This is a genomic window from Dokdonia pacifica (genome assembly GCF_900188275.1).
GTDB lineage: Bacteria > Bacteroidota > Bacteroidia > Flavobacteriales > Flavobacteriaceae > Dokdonia > Dokdonia pacifica.
Genome location: NZ_FZNY01000004.1, coordinates 269927 through 289093, shown reverse-complemented (window position 1 = coordinate 289093; position 19167 = coordinate 269927). Strand labels below are relative to the sequence as shown.

Annotated in this window: 10 protein-coding genes; 3 read left to right on the top strand and 7 right to left on the bottom strand. The window is 37.2% G+C overall.

Annotated elements, in window-relative coordinates; all coding sequences use genetic code 11:
• The first annotated feature begins 142 nt into the window (after positions 1-142).
• Positions 143-625 carry a DUF4199 domain-containing protein gene (locus tag CHB80_RS13690; protein ID WP_089372056.1) on the top strand — a complete coding sequence of 161 codons (483 nt, stop codon included), beginning with the start codon at positions 143-145 and terminating at the stop codon, positions 623-625.
• A gap of 98 nt (positions 626-723) precedes the next feature.
• Here CHB80_RS13690 and CHB80_RS13685 read toward each other — a convergent pair whose 3' ends face one another.
• From CHB80_RS13685 to CHB80_RS13670, 4 genes are all read right to left on the bottom strand, one after another.
• The gene (locus CHB80_RS13685) at positions 724-2043 is read right to left on the bottom strand and encodes a RagB/SusD family nutrient uptake outer membrane protein (protein WP_089372055.1); all 1320 of its coding nucleotides are present in this window, start codon (positions 2041-2043) and stop codon (positions 724-726) included.
• Positions 2044-2055: 12 nt separating this feature from the next.
• Complete coding sequence (locus tag CHB80_RS13680; protein WP_089372054.1) at positions 2056-5031, bottom strand: SusC/RagA family TonB-linked outer membrane protein; 2976 nt, start codon at positions 5029-5031, stop codon at positions 2056-2058.
• A gap of 239 nt (positions 5032-5270) precedes the next feature.
• The gene (locus tag CHB80_RS13675; RefSeq protein WP_229746953.1) at positions 5271-6056 is read right to left on the bottom strand and encodes a hypothetical protein; all 786 of its coding nucleotides are present in this window, start codon (positions 6054-6056) and stop codon (positions 5271-5273) included.
• A complete protein-coding gene (locus CHB80_RS13670) occupies positions 6049-7290 on the bottom strand; it encodes a 3-deoxy-D-manno-octulosonic acid transferase (RefSeq protein ID WP_089372052.1) in 1242 nt (413 codons plus the stop codon). Before CHB80_RS13670 ends, CHB80_RS13675 begins: the two co-directional genes overlap by 8 nt.
• Positions 7291-7425: 135 nt before the next feature.
• Here CHB80_RS13670 and CHB80_RS13665 point away from each other — a divergent pair, with 135 nt between their 5' ends.
• The gene (locus tag CHB80_RS13665; protein WP_089372051.1) at positions 7426-8559 is read left to right on the top strand and encodes a DegT/DnrJ/EryC1/StrS family aminotransferase; all 1134 of its coding nucleotides are present in this window, start codon (positions 7426-7428) and stop codon (positions 8557-8559) included.
• A 21-nt stretch (positions 8560-8580) separates the two neighbouring features.
• Positions 8581-9861: a metal-dependent hydrolase family protein gene (locus CHB80_RS13660; RefSeq protein WP_089372050.1), complete on the top strand. Its 1281-nt coding sequence runs from the start codon at positions 8581-8583 to the stop codon at positions 9859-9861.
• Between the two features lie 233 nt (positions 9862-10094).
• Here CHB80_RS13660 and CHB80_RS13655 read toward each other — a convergent pair whose 3' ends face one another.
• From CHB80_RS13655 to CHB80_RS24670, 3 genes are read right to left on the bottom strand one after another with little or no spacing between them, the layout of a single operon-like run.
• Entirely contained in the window at positions 10095-12101 is a 2007-nt protein-coding gene (locus tag CHB80_RS13655; RefSeq protein WP_229746952.1) for an OmpA family protein, read from the bottom strand.
• A 33-nt stretch (positions 12102-12134) separates the two neighbouring features.
• Positions 12135-13097: a PorP/SprF family type IX secretion system membrane protein gene (locus tag CHB80_RS13650; protein WP_089372048.1), complete on the bottom strand. Its 963-nt coding sequence runs from the start codon at positions 13095-13097 to the stop codon at positions 12135-12137.
• Positions 13098-13117: 20 nt separating this feature from the next.
• Positions 13118-19153: a T9SS type B sorting domain-containing protein gene (locus CHB80_RS24670; protein ID WP_218823091.1), complete on the bottom strand. Its 6036-nt coding sequence runs from the start codon at positions 19151-19153 to the stop codon at positions 13118-13120.
• Positions 19154-19167 lie beyond the last annotated feature (14 nt).

The window sequence follows — 19167 nt, the reverse complement described above, 5'->3', positions numbered from 1 at the left end:
TTTTTACATATACGCCATTTTCGATAGCCATTTTAAATGTTTTTAGGTACGCTTTCGCGAAAGCGTATAGAGTTTTAACACCATATAAGAGGTACATTTGATTGATTTTCCGTAAATTAAAGGGAACCAAAAAGATAATCCGATGTTAAAATTTGCACTTCCCGTACGTTACGCAATCGCTCTAAGTGGTTTGCTTATTAGTTATTTTCTAATCATTTCTCTCTTTGGATGGCATACAAACCCGCTGTTTAGTTTATTTAATGGTGTGATTACTGCCTTTGGAGTTTATGAGGCTATTAAAGGATATAAACTGAGGAACAACGACAAGTTTACCTATGCCGATGGATTTACAACTGGCATTGTAACTGGATTTCTTGCCACATTACTATTTACTATATTTTTTGGTATTTATGCTGGAAATATCAACCCGACATTTACAGAGAATTTTATGGGTCCTTGGGGAAGTTCCACAAGCTTAGGAATCATTTTATTTACAGTAGCCATTTGTGGATTTGCAACAACAGCTGTACTCACGCTTTCATTTATGCAACTTTTTAAGCCTAGTTGGAACCTTGCAAAATCAAAAGAAACTACACCGTTTATTGGTAAAGAAATCGTAGAATAAAAACCAAGCATCACTATACCTAACACTAAAATAAAACTCCCGAACTAGTTCGGGAGTTTTTCATTAAAGTAGAATGAATTCTACCTAGTATCATCACATTATTGATTTTCTGTCAAAGGAATTGGAAATTGAGAAAACACATCATCTTCAGGTCTATCTAAAGGCAATTCATTTAATCTTCCATAACGTCTTACATCAATCCATCTATGTCCTTCTGCATATAATGAATATCTTCTTTGCGTAAGCATTTCATCTATTAAGGATGCTTGATCTGTTGCTCCTGAGTAATTAGCTAAACCAGCACTATTACGTATAATATTTAAGGCACTAACAGCTTCTGTAGGGTTTACTGTAATATTTGCTTCTGCATATAACAGTATTAACTCTTCGTTTCTAACTATACCAATAGGAGTTAAATTTGAATTATATACAAAAACTAAGTAATCACCTGTAAGTCCATCTAATGTAAGAGGGTCTGCACGTTGTTGTACTTTATTAAGTCTATTATCTCCTGCTTCTGCATCTGTTAAGAAAGAAGGCTGCATTACTCTTGCTCCAGCTGTAGTGGCAGTAATTGGGAAAAACATAGGGTTTAAAAAATCTGTAGGATCGGCACTAAACACATGATAGATTCCTGTATTTATATCTCCATTTAAATCTAGAAATGAATTTCCTAAAAATCCTAATACCCCATTTGCATCTCCTTGATATGCTGCAACACGGGCTGCAATCGCATTAGAAGCTTGTGCAAATGTATCAGGGGTATTAAATCCTGCAAATCCACTTGTAAGTGGAAATGGGAAATCCCCTCCTTGGCCTAAATCAGTTATGGCTTGTTCTAGTATTGCACGTATGCCTTGTAAAGCCTCTGTTTTACTAACAAAAGGACCTAGATTATCTTCATCAGAAACATCTAATCGAATTCCTCCTTCGTCTGTCAAATTAAGATTAAGTAATAATTCATAGGCAATAAACGTACGTAAAAACCCTCTTGTGACTGCTATTTCAGCTTCTGTAAACTCACCTGTTCCTGAAGCATTATCTAAAAAGCCTAGAATAAGGTTCGCATTTTTTACAGTACGATATCTAGAGCCCCAAGGGCCTGTAATATAAAAGGTATTATTATCTAATACTGCATTACCTCCTCCTAGCAAATCTCCTGTAAATCTAGGGTCAGAACTAGAAAAACGCCAGTACTCTCTTCCTATCACACCACAATCATCTAAGTAAGTACCTAAGCGATCCCTACTACTATAAAAAATACCACCTACAAGATCTCGTAAATCTCCTCGAGTTAAAAGTTGCTCAAAGCTTTCTACTTCGGGTCCGTTCAAATCATCAAATTCTTGAACATCACAAGCTGTAACAACAACTAATAATGCCATGAATACATATATTTTGTTCATTATTTTTTTCATAATTTCTTTAGTTTAAAAGTCTACACCTAAGTGAAATAAAAATCGTTTAGAAGATGGGAAAGGAGTTACCTCTACTCCTGTAAAAATGGAATTTCCTCCAAAATTCGACACTTCAGGATCGTAACTATTGTAATCAAAAATATTAATGAGGTTTGTTCCTGAAAACCCGACACGTACACCATCAATTTTACCTCCAAGAATACCACTAAGTACTTTTTGAGTAAAATTGTAATACAACCCTACTTCTCGTAATCTAAGATAAGAAGCGTCTTCTACAAAGACCTCAGCCGAAGAACCTAACTGGCTTAAACGAAAAGGTCCATTTCCTAATTGTCCGGATGGATCTAGATCTATATCATCAAAATCATGACTAGTCCCATTTAAATCTGTTAATAATGCCGTGAGGTTTACGTTATCCCCTCCTTGTTTCCATTGCCATAAAAAGGATAGATCAAAGTTTTTATAGCTTATTGCATTATTAAACGCCATTTGGAAGTCTGGTTCTGCATCTCCAAAAACTTGAAATCCGTTTGCTCCAGGGTTAGGACCAATACCTACAAGTTGCGTAGCACTGCTTCCTTCTTCTATTCTATAGGTTCCTAATGTTGCTCCAAAAGCTCCAATGTTAAATGGATCTACGCCAAGCTCTGTAACTTCTGATGTGTTCTTAAAGAAATTAATTCCTACATCCCATCTAAAATTACTATTTGAAAAAGGAGTTCCATTTACGGCTAACTCGACACCATTATTACGTAAACTTCCTGCATTTACAATTTGAGATGTAAAACCAGTAGAAGGTTCTATAGCAGCTTCAAGAATTAAATCATCGATTGTTTTAATATAATAGGTTCCTGAAAAGCTAAGTTTTCCATCTAAGAAACTTACGTCCGTTCCGAATTCTAATTCTTTTTGTCTTTCAAAATTAATATTAGGATCTCCAAGTACACCATTAAGACTTAATCCTAATAACCCTCCTGTAGAGAATACATCATACGATGTAAAAGTAGCGCCTACAGGTGGTAAATTACCAGCCTCTCCATAAGCAATTCTAAACTTGAATTGATTCCAAACACTCTCATCATTCCAAAAACCAAACTTATTAAAGTTAACCGCTAGGGACGCTTTTGGATAGTAAAAAAGCTTATTAGCATCTCCATTTAATGAAGACTTATCACCTCTAAGTCCTAAAGTTGCTACAAATTGATCTTTATAATTGATTTCTTCTTGCACAAAGAAACCTGCATCCTCTTGAAAATTTCTAGTTTGATCTGTTCCTACATTTGCCGCTTGGTCTACATTTGTTTCTGAAGCTACTAATCCTGTTGCGGTTAATAATTGAGTACTTAATCTAAAAAACTCATTTGTTATACCTGCTTGTGTTCTGAATGACCAATCTTCATTAGGCAAATAATTATGCACTAAAAAGGCTGCTAAGTTATATCCTTTATACTGGCTTTCTCCTTGTATAGAAGCTCCATTAACTCCTCCATTTTCAGGTCTTTGAAATTGTAAATCTTTTGGAAAAATAGCTCTAGATTGTTGTCCAAAAAAATCAAGACCTCCACGAGCAACTAACGCCAAATTCGATTTTTCTGCTTTGTAAATATCCAGATTAACAGTTGTTCCCATAATAAAGCGATTTACCGTTTCTCTATTTATAGCTCTATCTCTTGTCTGTAATGGATTTGATGATCCATTAGGGTTATCAGGGTATATTCCATTTGCATCTGGAAATAAATCAAAGAAAGGCGCAACTCCCGTTAAGGAAACTCCAATGGTAGTTCCTGTATTATCATTATTAAAAAACCCTCTGTTAGAAATAGAGTTTACATAGTTACTACTAAAGGAAATTTTTAGGAAATCTGTCGCTTTATGATCTACATTAAGACGTAGGGATGTTTTTTCATAACCCGTTCTATTTACAATACCTTCTTCATTAATATGGCTTATACTGGTATATAAACGTGTATTTTCATTACCTCCTCTCGCACTAAAATTAGTATTAGAAATAAATCCATTTTCACCATAAATCTCATCTTCATAATCTACAATTCTACCAGCATCTCTTGCTGCTATAAAATCGGCTACAGCATCTATTCCAAAACTATCTTCCACGCGTTGTTCTGTGAATGTACGCTGTCCTAAAGGGTTTAGAATTGAGGTTGCTCCAATAGATTGTGTAAGGTTATATTTTGTTTCTCCAGCTTTTCCTTTTTTTGTAGTGATCACAACCACCCCTGCTGCTGCTCGAGACCCATAAATAGCTGCTGCAGATGCTCCTTTTAATATTTCTATATTCTCAATGTCATAAGGATTCAAATCTGCAATACGGTTTGTTGGATTGTCTTGGTTAGAAGCACTTCCTCCAGCTGCTGCTGCAGATACTGCATTTAATCCCGCTGGAATTGATGCATTACTCACATACACTCCATCTATAATATATAGGGGTTGTGTATTTCCAGTAATAGAAGTTGCACCACGTAATTTTACAGAAAGTCCTCCTCCTGGTGCTCCTGAATTTGAATTTACGATAGCTCCAGCAAATTTACCATATAAGGCAGCATCTATAGTAGGAGGTGGTGTTGTTCCGATAATTTCTTCTGATGAGATAGACGCTACTGCATTTGCAGAATTTGACCTTTTTATGGAAGTTGCTAGTCCTGTTACAATTACTTCATCTAGTGATTCTAAAGATTCTTCCAACACAACAGCAACAGGCGATGTGTTTGTTATTTCTTTTGATACGGTTGTAAATCCTAGGGATGAAAAATCTAATGTCGTAGGAAGGTTATTTACCGTAATAATAAATTTTCCATCAAAGTCAGTCGTGACCCCATTTGAAGTTCCTTTTTCAATGACATTTGCAAATGGTATTGGTACTCCATTTGTGTCTTGTACGGTTCCTGTTATTTCACTTTGCGCAAAAGCAATTATGGGAAATAACAAAAATAACAGCGCCATTTTAACGCTCTTGTAATTTTGTTTCATATTGATTGATTTTTTTAAGTTAATCTCAATAAAACTAACGAATATTCTATCAAATCCTCAATTATTATCAAAATTTGTGTTAAAAAATTAAAAATAATTCAATATAAATAGCTTCAAAGCCCTTATATACTAAAGCTTTTCAGAGTTTTTATAAATAAATGAAAAACAGCATATTACGTCAAAACCGTATATACAAGGAACAAAACGCGTAATTATAGATTATTGTTTATGAAATAAGATTAACGAACTTGAATATGGATATGGTCATCATGCCTTACTGCACGACATCCATGATATCTAATTTTCATATGACTTATATTCATTCTATCCCTTAAGTGTGGTTCAATAAAAATTTTAGAAATAGAAGTTTCTTGTGTAAGAAGTTGTAGCAGTGTTTTTGTTCCCTTTTCAGAGAAATTTAATTCTGGATGTATCGTTCCTAATGTAAGATACTTAGGAAAATCGTATTGCCAATATCCTTTTCTTTTACACACTGAAATCTGATCATACTCTCCATCAGCGGGATTAACAAACACTCCGTAACCACTTACAGAGGGTTTGTCATTTACTATCACCCCATTTTTATCTTTATACAATAAAGAAATATCTAATTTCTTCCCATCTTTATGACTTAAGTGTGGTGGCAGCGGAAAACCTTTAAAGAATGGAAAATTAGCATCTAAACAATGTATTTCTATTTTTGGATATTTTTTAACCAACTTCTCTGAAACATTGGCAAGCACTTCATTTACTTCAGGAACTACATAATCTCTATTGGCAAGAGATGTAAAAAGCATGTGTATTTTAATAGTATCACTTGTTTTTACTTTCTCTCTTCCGAAAATGGGTGCCACATAAGGAACAACAAAAAAGGTGCACATAAGATATAGCACTATAAATGCACTCCATTTTTTAAGTGTCTTTTTCCTGTATAATACTGTAGCTATAAGATATACAACCCCTCCTATTTGTGTAATGATGGTAAGCAGTACTATCCATAATACATTCAAAAATAATCTACCCATATACATTTGCTATATACTCCATAACGGTTTCTGTAGCTCCTGTATTGCTATTAATAAAATGCCCTGCAATCATTCCTGTCTGGGATCTGAACCTTGGGTCTATCAATAATTTATTTAATATTTCGTCAAGTTCTTCTTGATTTGAAATAGCAAATAGACCCGCTAGTTGGCGCAGTTTTTTTGCTTCTGGGAATTTTTCAAAATTAGCTCCTGTTATGATTGGAACTCCAAAAGTGGCAGGTTCTAATATGTTATGTAAGCCTGTTGTACCTAGTGCTCCTCCTACATAAGCAACATCTGCATAACTATATATTTTTGTAAGCAATCCTATGGTATCTATAATAAACACTCTATAATCAGAGAGCTTCTTCCCTTCTTTTTCTGAAAACAAAACAGATTTTACGTCAAGTTTTTGTTGTAATGCTATTATTTTATCTGATTTTATTTGGTGGGGCGCTATAATAAATTTGGTGTCAGTTTTCTGATTATTAATAAAGGTAGTAAGCACTTGATCATCTTCTGGCCATGTACTTCCGCAAACTACACACATTTGATCTCCTTTAAATGCTGAAATAAAATCTATGGTATTGTCCATTTCTATTTGACGAGACACCCTATCAAAACGTGTATCACCACTCATTGTAACTGGATGGAGGTTTATAGTTTCTGCAGCCATTACGGATGCTTTATCTTGTACAAAATAATGATCAAAAGCTTCAAAACTTTTAAGTATCCATTTTCCATACCATTTAAAAAAAGGTTGGTTTTCTCTGAAAACCCCAGAGAGCAAAACCGTTTTTATATTTCGCTTTTTCAAGGCTGTCAAATAATTCGGCCAGAATTCATATTTAATAAAAAATACCAATTCGGGGTGTACTACATCTAGAAATAACTGAGCATTTGCTGGAGTATCAAGGGGTAAATAGGTGGTCGCTTTCGCGAAAGCGTTATTTTTCTTAACCTCATACCCTGAAGGAGAGAAGAAAGTAATTACTAACGTATGCTCTGGATATCTTTTTTGTATTTCCTCCATCACAGGAACTCCTTGCTCATACTCACCTAATGAAGCTGCATGAAACCATATGACACGATCCTGATCTGTGATGACATTTCGTAATGTAGAGAAAACGTCTTTTCGTCCTTTTACAAACAACTTCATCTTTGAACTAAAAAGTCCAGATATAGGCAAAATTGCTTGGATGATATAGAGAATACTAGAATATAGACGATGCATACATTGCTAAAATAGCGCTTTGTCCTAAAATAGATTGTTGGAAGGGGCGAGTTTTTGTATTTTCGTTACAACTTTCTTAATTGAAAACACAATCAGTCTTATCCTAATTAAAGAGTAAAAACTCTTGTACACCTTATGAAAAAGATACAAATGGTTGACCTTAAAGGTCAATATCAAAAAATAAAAGAACGAATAGATACATCTGTTCTAGAAGTTATTGAATCTAGTGCTTTTGTAAATGGTCCAGAAGTACATGCATTTCAAAAAGAACTTGAAGGTTATTTAGATGTAAATCATGTGATTCCTTGTGCTAATGGAACAGATGCGCTACAAATTGCTATGATGGGACTAGGATTGCAGCCTGGTGACGAAGTAATTACAGCTGACTTTACATTTGCTGCCACTGTAGAAGTAATCGCTTTATTACATCTTACACCTGTGCTTGTAGATGTAGATCCTGTTAATTTTAATATTGATATTGAAGCAATTAAAAAGGCTATTACGCCTAAAACAAAAGCAATAGTGCCTGTTCATTTATTTGGAATGGCAGCTAATATGGATGCCATTATGGATCTCGCAAAAGAGCATGATTTATATGTTATTGAGGATAATGCGCAAGGGATTGGTGCTACTTACACAGGACGTGATGGCAAAAAAGTTAAAACAGGCGGTATAGGACATGTAGGAACAACTTCTTTTTTTCCATCTAAAAACCTAGGATGTTATGGAGATGGTGGTGCTATTTTTACTAATGATGATGAGCTGGCACATACCATACGAGGTATCGTAAACCACGGAATGTATAAACGCTATCACCATGATGTGGTAGGTGTAAATAGTAGATTGGATTCTATACAAGCAACTGTTTTACGTGCAAAATTGCCTCATCTAGATACTTATAATAGTGCTCGTAGAGATGCTGCTCGCAAGTATACTGAGGCTTTTATGAATCAGGAAAAAATCATTACTCCAGTGATATGTGACAGCTGTGATTGTCATGTATTTCATCAATATACTTTACGATTAAAGGATACAGATCGTGATGCATTGGTAGCGCATTTACAAAAGAAACAGATTCCATGTGGAGTTTATTATCCAATTCCGTTACACAAGCAAAAAGCGTATCAAGATGATCGTTATAACGAAGCTGATTTTCCAGTTACCAATCAATTAGTCCAAGATGTGATCTCACTTCCTATGCATACAGAACTTGATGATGAACAAATTGCATTTATTACTTCTACTATTATTGATTTTGTAAATAAATAATTCACTAAACAACCATCACCCATGAAAAAGATCGTTTTATTTCTCTTTGTCCTTTTTATAAGTAGTATATCTTTTGCACAAGAGACTACATTGTTGCATTGCGGTAGATTAATAGATACTGAAAGTGGCACTGTTCGCACAGAACAAACTATAACAGTACAGGGGAATAAAATTATATCTATTGACAATGGGTATACACAGCCTAAAAAAGACCAGATCGTTATTGATCTTACATCTAAAACGGTCATGCCAGGGCTTATAGATATGCATGTTCACATAGAAGGGGAAACAAGTCCGAAAAGGTATATTGAACCCTTTACAAAAAATGAAGCTGATGTTGCATATACGGCTGCAGAAATCGCTGAACGCACTCTAATGGCTGGTTTTACAACAGTACGAGATTTAGGAGGAAGTGGTGTAAATGTATCTTTACGAAATGCTATCAATAAAGGGACTGTTGATGGACCGCGAATTTTTACTGCCGAGAAAGCAATAGGTACTACTGGAGGTCATGCCGATCCTACCAATGGGTATAAGAAAGATCTTATGGGAGATCCTGGCCCAGCTGAAGGAGTTATAAATAGTCCTGCAGATGCTCGTAAAGCAGTTCGTCAACGTTATAAAAATGGGGCTGATTTAATTAAAATTACAGCAACTGGAGGTGTACTGAGTGTAAGTAAAAATGGAGTAAATCCTCAGTTTACACAGGAAGAGATTAATGAAATTGTAAAAACTGCTAAAGAGTATGGAATGAGTGTTGCTGCACATGCTCATGGGATAGAAGGGATGCAACGTGCCATTAAAGGAGGTGTTACTACCATTGAACATGGTTCTTTAATGGATAAAGAAACTGCTTCTCTTATGAAGCAATATGACACCTATCTTGTTCCTACGTTATCTGCTGGTCGTTATGTAAGACAACAGGCTGATATCCCTGGGTATTATCCAGACATTATCATTCCTAAAATCATGAAGGTAGATGCTGGTATTCGCCAAACAATGAAAATGGTTGCCGAAGAGGGTGTAAATATTGCATTCGGAACAGATGCTGGTGTATTTCCTCATGGAGACAATGCCAAAGAATTTATCTATATGGTAGAGACTGGCTGGTCTGAGATGTTTTCTATTCAATCTGCTACTATCACAAATGCAAAAGTGCTAGATATGCAAGGTAAACTAGGTGAGTTAAAAGAAGGGTATCTAGCTGATATTATTGCTGTAGACGGAAATCCTATTAAGGATATTTCTACAATGACAAAGGTTTCTTTTGTCATGAAAAATGGCATTATTTATAAAGAATAAAATACCCACTATACATTAGATGAGAATGCTCAACTATTCTCCTTCCCTAACAAGAGAATGAATGATATTCTCATTATGTTCACCCTACTTTAGATTAAGTTAACCCAAAAGAACACAATTTTTTCTTGTACAGCGGGATTCTATTTTATTCTTTATAAACAACACCAAATAATTCACCTTTTATCTTAAAACGATTAAGAAATCAGGATTTCAAGTTGGGTAAAGCGTGGTGATTATTTTGCTAGTATTATAAATTCACTTCTTCTATTTAATTGATGTTCTCCTTCTGAACATGCCACTCCATTACTACATCTGTTTGTGAGCTGTGTTTCTCCATAACCTCTCCCTGTTAATCTGCTTCTACTAACACCTCCTACATTTACTATATAATCAATAGTAGCTGTATTTCTACGTTGTGATAATGCAATATTATAAGCATCATCTGCACGACTATCCGTATGGCTTCTTACATCTATTTTTGAATTTGGAAATTGCTCCATAAACGCTATTACCTTTATAAGTTCTCTTTCGGCATCAGGACGTATAAAAGATTTGTCTAGGTCAAAGTATATGGGTTTAAGCCCTAATAACTCATTTAAATCATCCCCTACATTTACAGCTACTGGTGGTTTTAAATACAAATCGCGTTTTAAACTTCTACCGGGTTCGCCATCTGTTGTAATGATTGCTTCTGCTGGATCGTAATTTTCTTTTTCAGCTCTTACTACATAAACATCATTACAATTAATCCCGTCAAAGCCGTAGTTCCCTTGAACATCTGATGTAGTTTGTGTGACTACATTATTTTGTTGGTCTCTTAATTGTACTCGAGCCATTGGAAGAATTTCATCTGTCTTTACATCTCGTGTAATTCCCGTGATCACTTGACCACAATTAGTCAATAATTTTTTATCTCTTGTAAATCCATAAATATCATCGTTTCCTAATCCCGTAGCCCTATTTGAAGAGAAATAACCTACTCCTTTATCATTGTTAAGGATTAATCCAAAATCATCATAACTACTATTTACAGGCTTCCCAGCATTATAGGCATCTCCTACCGTTCCATTATCATCTATTTGAGCTACAAATACATCTAATCCTCCTAGACCTACATGGCCATCTGTAGCAAAAAATAATCTTCCATCGCTACTTATAAACGGAAATGTCTCTCTCCCTTCTGTATTAATTGTTTCTCCTAAGTTTTCTGGATTTCCATAGGTTCCATCTGCATTTATAGACACACGCCATAAATCAGACAAGCCCTTTGTACCTGGCATATCTGAAGCAAAGTATAAAGTTTTTCCATCTGGACTTAATGCAGGATGCGCTACAGAATATTCATTACTATTAAATGGTAATTCTTCGGCAATGCTCCATTGTCCGCTTTCGCGAAAGCTTTTATACAATTTTAATTTGTTCGTCCCTTCTTCATCACGTTTTAGCTTTCTATCTGTATAATTATTACGTGTGAAATACATCACATCCCCTAAATCATTAAAAACAGTACTGCTTTCATGATATTTTGTATTTACATCTCCTTCTAATTTATTAATTATTGGATTGTCACTTTCTGGGTTATCAACTATATAGAGGTCTAAAAAAGGCTGATCGTTCCAATCATGTATTAACGTTCCTGTACTATTCTCTCGATTTGAAGAAAATACAAGGCGTTCACCATAAAAACTAGGGCTAAAATCTTGTAGTCCTGAATTGATATTAATTGGTTTTATACCGTATCGACCAGATTGTCTTTCTATCTCAGCAAGATAATCACGTTCTTTTACAAACATTTGTCCTCTCTTATCATTTCCGTTTGCTGTTTCAAAAGCGCTCATTATTTGATCTGCTTCTTCATAGCGCTGTACACTTTTTAATGATTGTGCATAACGGAAATAATATTCTGGAGTTACCTGATCTCCTCCTGTATTTACTAATTGACCATACCAGATGACTGCATCGCGATATTCACCATTAAAATAATAGGAGTCTCCTAGTTTTTTAAGAACCTCTGGAGATTTATTTCCTTTATCTGCAATTCTTAAATACAAATCTCGAGCGTCCACAAAAGCGTATTGATCAAATCGTTTTTCGGCTTTTTTTACGCTTCCGGTTTTCTTTTCTTTTATTTCTTGTTTTGCCTCATCTACTTGCTCTTGTCCATAAGACTCTCCAACACCTCCAATAATGAGTGTTGCTATGAGCGAATATCGTATTGCTTTTTTTATCTGAAACATCATTGTGTCTTATACTTTAGTTTAACTTAGGTGAACTTAAAAGAATCTCGGTGAGATGAGACGTTTTGGTTTATTCAAGACTTCAAATCGCAGGAAGATTTCATAACTTCCATCATTGAATTGTTGTAATGCTGTTGTTTCTCTATCATAGGCAAGACCTAGCATTAAACCATCTGTGATTTGAAAACCAGCTAATGCGCTTACTGAAGCACTCCATCTATACGCCAAGCCCAATGTTAATTTATCGTAGAGTAGTGCATTTGCAGTAACATCAACTTGTAAAGGTGCTCCGGCTACCCACTTTACAAGTCCTGCAGGTTTAAACTTAAAATCTTCTGTTACATTGAAGACATATCCTGAAGTGAGATAATAATTTATTCGTTCTCTAGCGAGATAGGTAGCATTTGCATCATTGCTATTCTCACTATCATCAAAATGCTCTGTACGTAATAAATTAGGGGCACTTAATCCTAAATAGTACTTATCTGTATAATAGAATAAACCAACACCTACTAGCGGGGTAAATCGATTATCAATATTATCTTGAGCAGTTGCTAAAGCATCTCCATTTTGGAAAGGATTGGCTTCACTATAATTGACATCTAACAAGTGTGCCCCTCCTTTGATTCCAAAAGCTAACTTACCTCTATCACTTGTAGGAATCGTATAACTAAAATCAATATCTATATAGGTTTCATTGGTAATGAATATTTCATCATTGACAATATTTAGTCCCAGTCCCACTCTTTCTGATTGTCCTACTGGAGAATGAATAGAAAATGTTTGTGTGCGCGGTGCGCCATCTAATCCTACCCACTGACTTCGATGGAGTCCTAAAATACTTAGTCCTCCTCGAGAACCTGCATAGGCTGGATTAATACTCAGGGTATTGTACATATACTGAGTGTATTGTGCATCCTGCTGGGCTACAGCATTTTCTGTCTGTAAACCTAAAACTACTATTACCATGGCTATGATGGCGTTGTAACTTTTTCTCATAGGTGTTTATTTTAATCTAGTTATCTATTTATGTATAATGGTCCTGCTAATTGTTGTAATCTTCCTTCATTATTTGTGTATTCTAACACATAATAATAGGTTCCAACTGGCAGTAAACGATCTTGATCTATGGTCGCACGACCCGTAGATTCTCCTCTAAAGAAATTATCGTTTTGTCCATATCCTCTAGTATCAAATACTAGTACTCCCCAGCGGTTGTATATACGCACTGTATTATTTGGGAATTGTTCTATACCTCTAATAACAAATACATCATTAAGTCCATCGCCATTTGGTGACATGATATCGAAGACTTCAAGTCCGTCTTGTGCATCTGGATCTCCATTATTCTCTTCTATGAAATCTGGTGTTCCGTCATCATCTTCATCTCCTAATTCATCCCCATTAGGAATACCATCTCCATCACAATCTGCTTCTAAGAATTCTATATCTGGCTCTACAGTCTGACTATCTAACTCAAGACTACAAGGATCTAATGGATCAGTACCATCATTAGCTTCATCGCCATCAGTCACACCATCACCATCCGTATCTGGATCCAATGGATCTGTGCCATCCGCTATTTCATCACCATTATCAACACCATCATTATCACAATCTGAGTTTTCAAATTCCAATGAAGTAGAAACTGTTTGACTATCTACAAGGAAATCACAAGGATCGTTTGGATCCGTACCATCATCTGTCTCATCGCCATTAGTTACCCCATCACCATCACAATCTGCATTGTCATAATCTTCATCTGTAGGTAATGTTTGACTATTAGAATTAAAATCACAAGGATCATTTGGATCAGTACCATCACTTGCTTCGTCGCTATCACTTACTCCATCACCATCGGTATCTGGATCTAATGGATCCGTCATGTTGCCATCTGGATCAGCTGGAGTATCTGGGTCATCTATACCTGTGATCTCTTCTCCATTATTCAAGCCATCATTATCACAGTCTAAATCATTCCATTCCATAGAGGCAGGTAATGTCTGACTAGCAATCTCTAAATCACAAGGATCATTTGGATCAGTACCATCATTAGCTTCATCGCCATCAGTGACTCCGTCACCATCCGTATCAGGATTTTGTGGGTCGGTCATATTACCATCTGGATCGGCTGGAGTATCTGGATCATCAACTCCTGTAGTCTCCTCATCATTGGTTAATCCATCATCATCACAATCTAAATCTCCATATGCCTCACTTGGCGTTACGGTTTGATTGGCCACAATCAGATCACAAGGATCATTCGGATCTGTACCATCGTTTGCCTCATCGCCATCAGTCACACCATCTCCATCTGTATCTGGATCTAATGGATCGGTCATATTACCATCTGGATCAGCTGGAGTATCTGGATCATCTACACCTGTGATCTCTTCACCATTATTCAAGCCATCATTATCACAATCTAGATCATTCCATTCCATAGAGGCAGGTAATGTCTGACTAGCAATTTCTAAATCACAAGGATCATTTGGATCAGTGCCATCATTAGCTTCATCGCCATCAGTGACTCCGTCACCATCCGTATCTGGATTTTGAGGGTCGGTTGTATTACCATCTGGATCGGCTGGAGTATCTGGATCATCAATACCCGTAGTCTCCTCATCATTGGTCAAGCCATCATCATCACAATCTAAATCTCCATATGCCTCACTTGGCGTTACGGTTTGATTAGCCACAATTAGATCACAAGGATCATTTGGATCAGTACCATCATTAGCCTCATCACCATCAGTAACTCCATCTCCATCCGTATCGGGATCTAATGGATCGGTTATATTACCATCTGGATCAGCTGGAGTATCTGGATCAGCTACTCCTGTAATTTCTTCTCCATTATTTAATCCATCATTATCACAATCTAAATCATTCCATTCCATAGAGGCAGGTAATGTTTGACTAGCAATCTCTAAATCACAAGGATCATTTGGATCAGTGCCATCATTAGCCTCATCACCATCAGTGACTCCATCGCCATCCGTATCTGGATTTTGTGGATCGGTCATATTACCATCTGGATCAGCTGGAGTATCTGGATCATCAATACCCGTAGTTTCCTCATCATTGGTTAATCCATCATCATCACAATCTAAATCTCCATATGCCTCACTTGGCGTTACCGTTTGATTGGCCACAATCAGATCACAAGGGTCATTCGGATCAGTACCATCGTTTGCCTCATCACCATCAGTAACTCCATCTCCATCCGTGTCGGGATCTAATGGATCGGTTATATTACCATCTGGATCAGCTGGAGTATCTGGATCATCAACTCCTGTGATCTCTTCTTCATTATTTAATCCATCATTATCACAGTCTAAATCATTCCACTCGTTACTTGCATCTACCGTTTGACTTCCGATATCTAGACTACATGGATCATTTGGGTCAGTGCCATCATTGGCCTCATCACCATCAGTGACTCCATCGCCATCCGTATCTGGATTTTGCGGATCGGTCATATTACCATCTGGATCAGCTGGAGTATCTGGATCATCAATACCCGTAGTTTCCTCATCATTGGTTAATCCATCATCATCACAATCTAAATCTCCATATGCCTCACTTGGCGTTACCGTTTGATTAGCCACAATCAGATCACAAGGATCATTTGGATCAGTACCATCGTTTGCCTCATCGCCATCCGTCACTCCATCACCATCGGTATCTGGATCTAATGGATCAGTCATATTACCATCTGGATCAGCTGGAGTATCTGGATCATCTACTCCTGTGATCTCTTCTCCATTATTCAAGCCATCATTATCACAATCCTCAGCATTATATTCAGCACTAACTACTGTTATATCCTGATTCACTGGGTTGTAATCGCAAGGATCTAATGGATCTGTATTATCTGTATTAATCTCAATATCATTTGTCACCCCATCTCCATCACAGTCAGCATTATTAAATGCATCATCTGGTGTTTCTGTTTGACTAGCTACTACTAAATCACAAGGGTCATTTGGATCTGTACCATCATTTGCTTCATCACCATCAGTCACGCCATCTCCATCTGTATCTGGATCTAATGGATCGGTCATGTTACCATCTGGATCGGCTGGTGTCATTGGATCATCTACACCTGTGATTTCTTCTTCATTTGTTAATCCGTCATTATCACAATCAGCATCATTAAATACATCTTCTGTAGGCAATGTCTGATTAGCAATTACTACATCACAAGGATCGTTTGGATCTGTACCATCTATCTCTTCTTGTTCATCTGTAACTCCATCACCATCATCATCCAAATCACACGCTCCAACTACTCCATCACCATCTATATCTGTATCTGCGATTGTTACAGCTTCTACAAAACCAGTATCATATGGAGCACCTTGTACTGTCCCATCAGGATTCACCAATGGTGGTTCAGGAGTACTATAAGAACCTCCGTCTCCTCCATCGGCAGTTGGATCATTATAAGCTTCATTAGCATCTGAACATCCATCGGCATCACTATCTTGATTTAAGAAGTCTGGGCTTCCATCATTCAAGGTATCTGTAGGTGTATTTCCTTCAGAGTTATCGGCTTGTCCATCCATGTTTGCATCAGCAAACACATCATCGTCTGCATCTACATCGCCATCACCATCTGTATCTAAATCTCCTTGACCTGACTCAACAATATCATGGATTCCATCATTATCAGCATCTAAATCAAAGTGGTTTGGAATACCATCATTATCTGCATCAAATCCATCTTCAATCTCTCCATCATCATTCCCTACCATTGGATCCATTGGATCATCATCTAGATAGTTTGGAACACCATCCATATCATCATCGGCACTCGGATCTACTCCATCTGGATTCTCATCAACATCAGCAATACCGTCATTATCATCATCAACATCATCAACATCTGGGATACCATCTCCGTCACTGTCCATGATTTCACGGAAGTCAACTTCATCTATCGATGGATCATCATCATTATCTGTACCATCTGCTCCAGTATCTAGATTATCATTCACATCTGGCTCTACGCCTGTATCATCACTATCATCATAGCCATCATCTAGTCCATCACCATCAGTATCCATTCCTGTTGGATTACCTTGACCAGCTTCATCCATATCACTCACATTATCATTATCTGAATCTGTGTCTAAGTAATCTGGTGTATCATCACCATCGGTATCTGTTGGATCATCAATGTAACCGCCGTTCTCATATGCATCATCAATACCATTGTTGTTATTATCATCTCCACTTGGAGGTGTATAATCATCTGTATCTTGTGCCTCTACATTATCTGGAATACCATCATCATCAGCATCAATATCTAAGAAGTCTGGTCCATCATTTGGATTACCATCCGTGTTCTCTGGCACCGTTCCTTCTGTGTTATCACTCTGACCGTCTCCATCATTATCTGTGAAACCAGTATCATCAGCATCTACATCACCATCATTATCTGTATCTAAATCACCGTTACCCGTCTCTACAACGTCGGTAATACCATCATTGTCACTATCTAAATCAAAGTGGTTTGGAATACCATCATTATCTGCATCAAATCCATCTTCAATCTCTCCATCAGCATTCCCTACCATTGGATCCATTGGATCATCATCTAGATAGTTTGGAACACCATCCATATCATCATCGGCACTCGGATCTACTCCATCTGGATTCTCATCGACATCAGCAATACCGTCATTATCATCATCAACATCATCAACATCATTCACACCATCACCATCACTATCCATGTCACCAACAGTAATTGTTAAGGTTGCTTGCATACATACTGGATTGTCTGGTGCTGGAGTTACTCCATCATCACTACATACCTCGTACACTATCGTAACCATCATTCCTGACTCACCTAAAGTAGGTGTATAGGTAATCTCCCCTGTATCTGGATCTACTACTACAATGCCCATTGCAGTTCCTGTACCAGTATCTACTAAAGTTGTAGTACCTAATGGACCATCATTATTGCCTAAGTAATCATCATTCGCTAACACATCCGTAGTCACTGCTACTCCAGGATCGGTCATATTGGTATCGTCCATTACGGTAGGTGCACTTGGATTTGGATCTGTCACATCTGGATTACCATCGCCATCATCATCATCATCACAAATATCTGATTGACCATCGCCATCTAAGTCTGGACCAACTGTTGTTACATCAGACACAACGCCTGTATCATAAGGTGCAGCAGTTACTGATCCATCAGCATTCACCATGCCTCCACTTACAGTCAGTGGATCGCCCATTCCAAACTGGCCACCATCTCCTCCATCAGCATTGCTGTCTTGGTAGGCCTCATTCGCATCACTACAACCATCACCATCTGCATCCGTATCTAAAAAGTCTGGACCATCTGCATTGGCAGGATCACTATCAATTGGTGGATTCCCATTGCCATTATCTGCACTGTTTGGTACTCCATTGTTATTACTACTATCGCCATCGGTATCATCCGCTTGACCATCATTATCAGCGTCTACGCCTCCACTCTCTTCTACATCATAAATACCATCATTATCTGCATCTAAATCTAAGTGGTTCGGAACACCATCTCCATCAAAATCATAACCGTCTACCACTCCATCCATATTACCATCAACTCCTATATCTGTGTCTTGGTAATTTGGAACACCATCACCATCATCATCTGCACTTGGATCAGGTAAACCTGGAGATTCATCCGTATCTAAGATCCCATCATTATCATCATCTAAATCCAATACGTCATTCACACCATCACCATCACTGTCCATATCACCAACAGTAATCGTTAAGGTCGCTTGCATACATACCGGGTTGTCTGGTGCTGGAGTCACTCCATCATCACTACATACCTCGTATACTATCGTAACCATCATTCCAGCTTCACCTAAAGTAGGCGTGTAGGTAATCTCGCCTGTATCTGGATCTACTACGACAACTCCCATAGCAGTTCCTGTACCAGTATCTACTAAAGTTGTGGTACCTAATGGACCATCATTATTGCCTAAGTAATCATCATTCGCCAATACATCTGTAGTCACTGCTACTCCAGCATCGGTCATATTGGTATCATCCA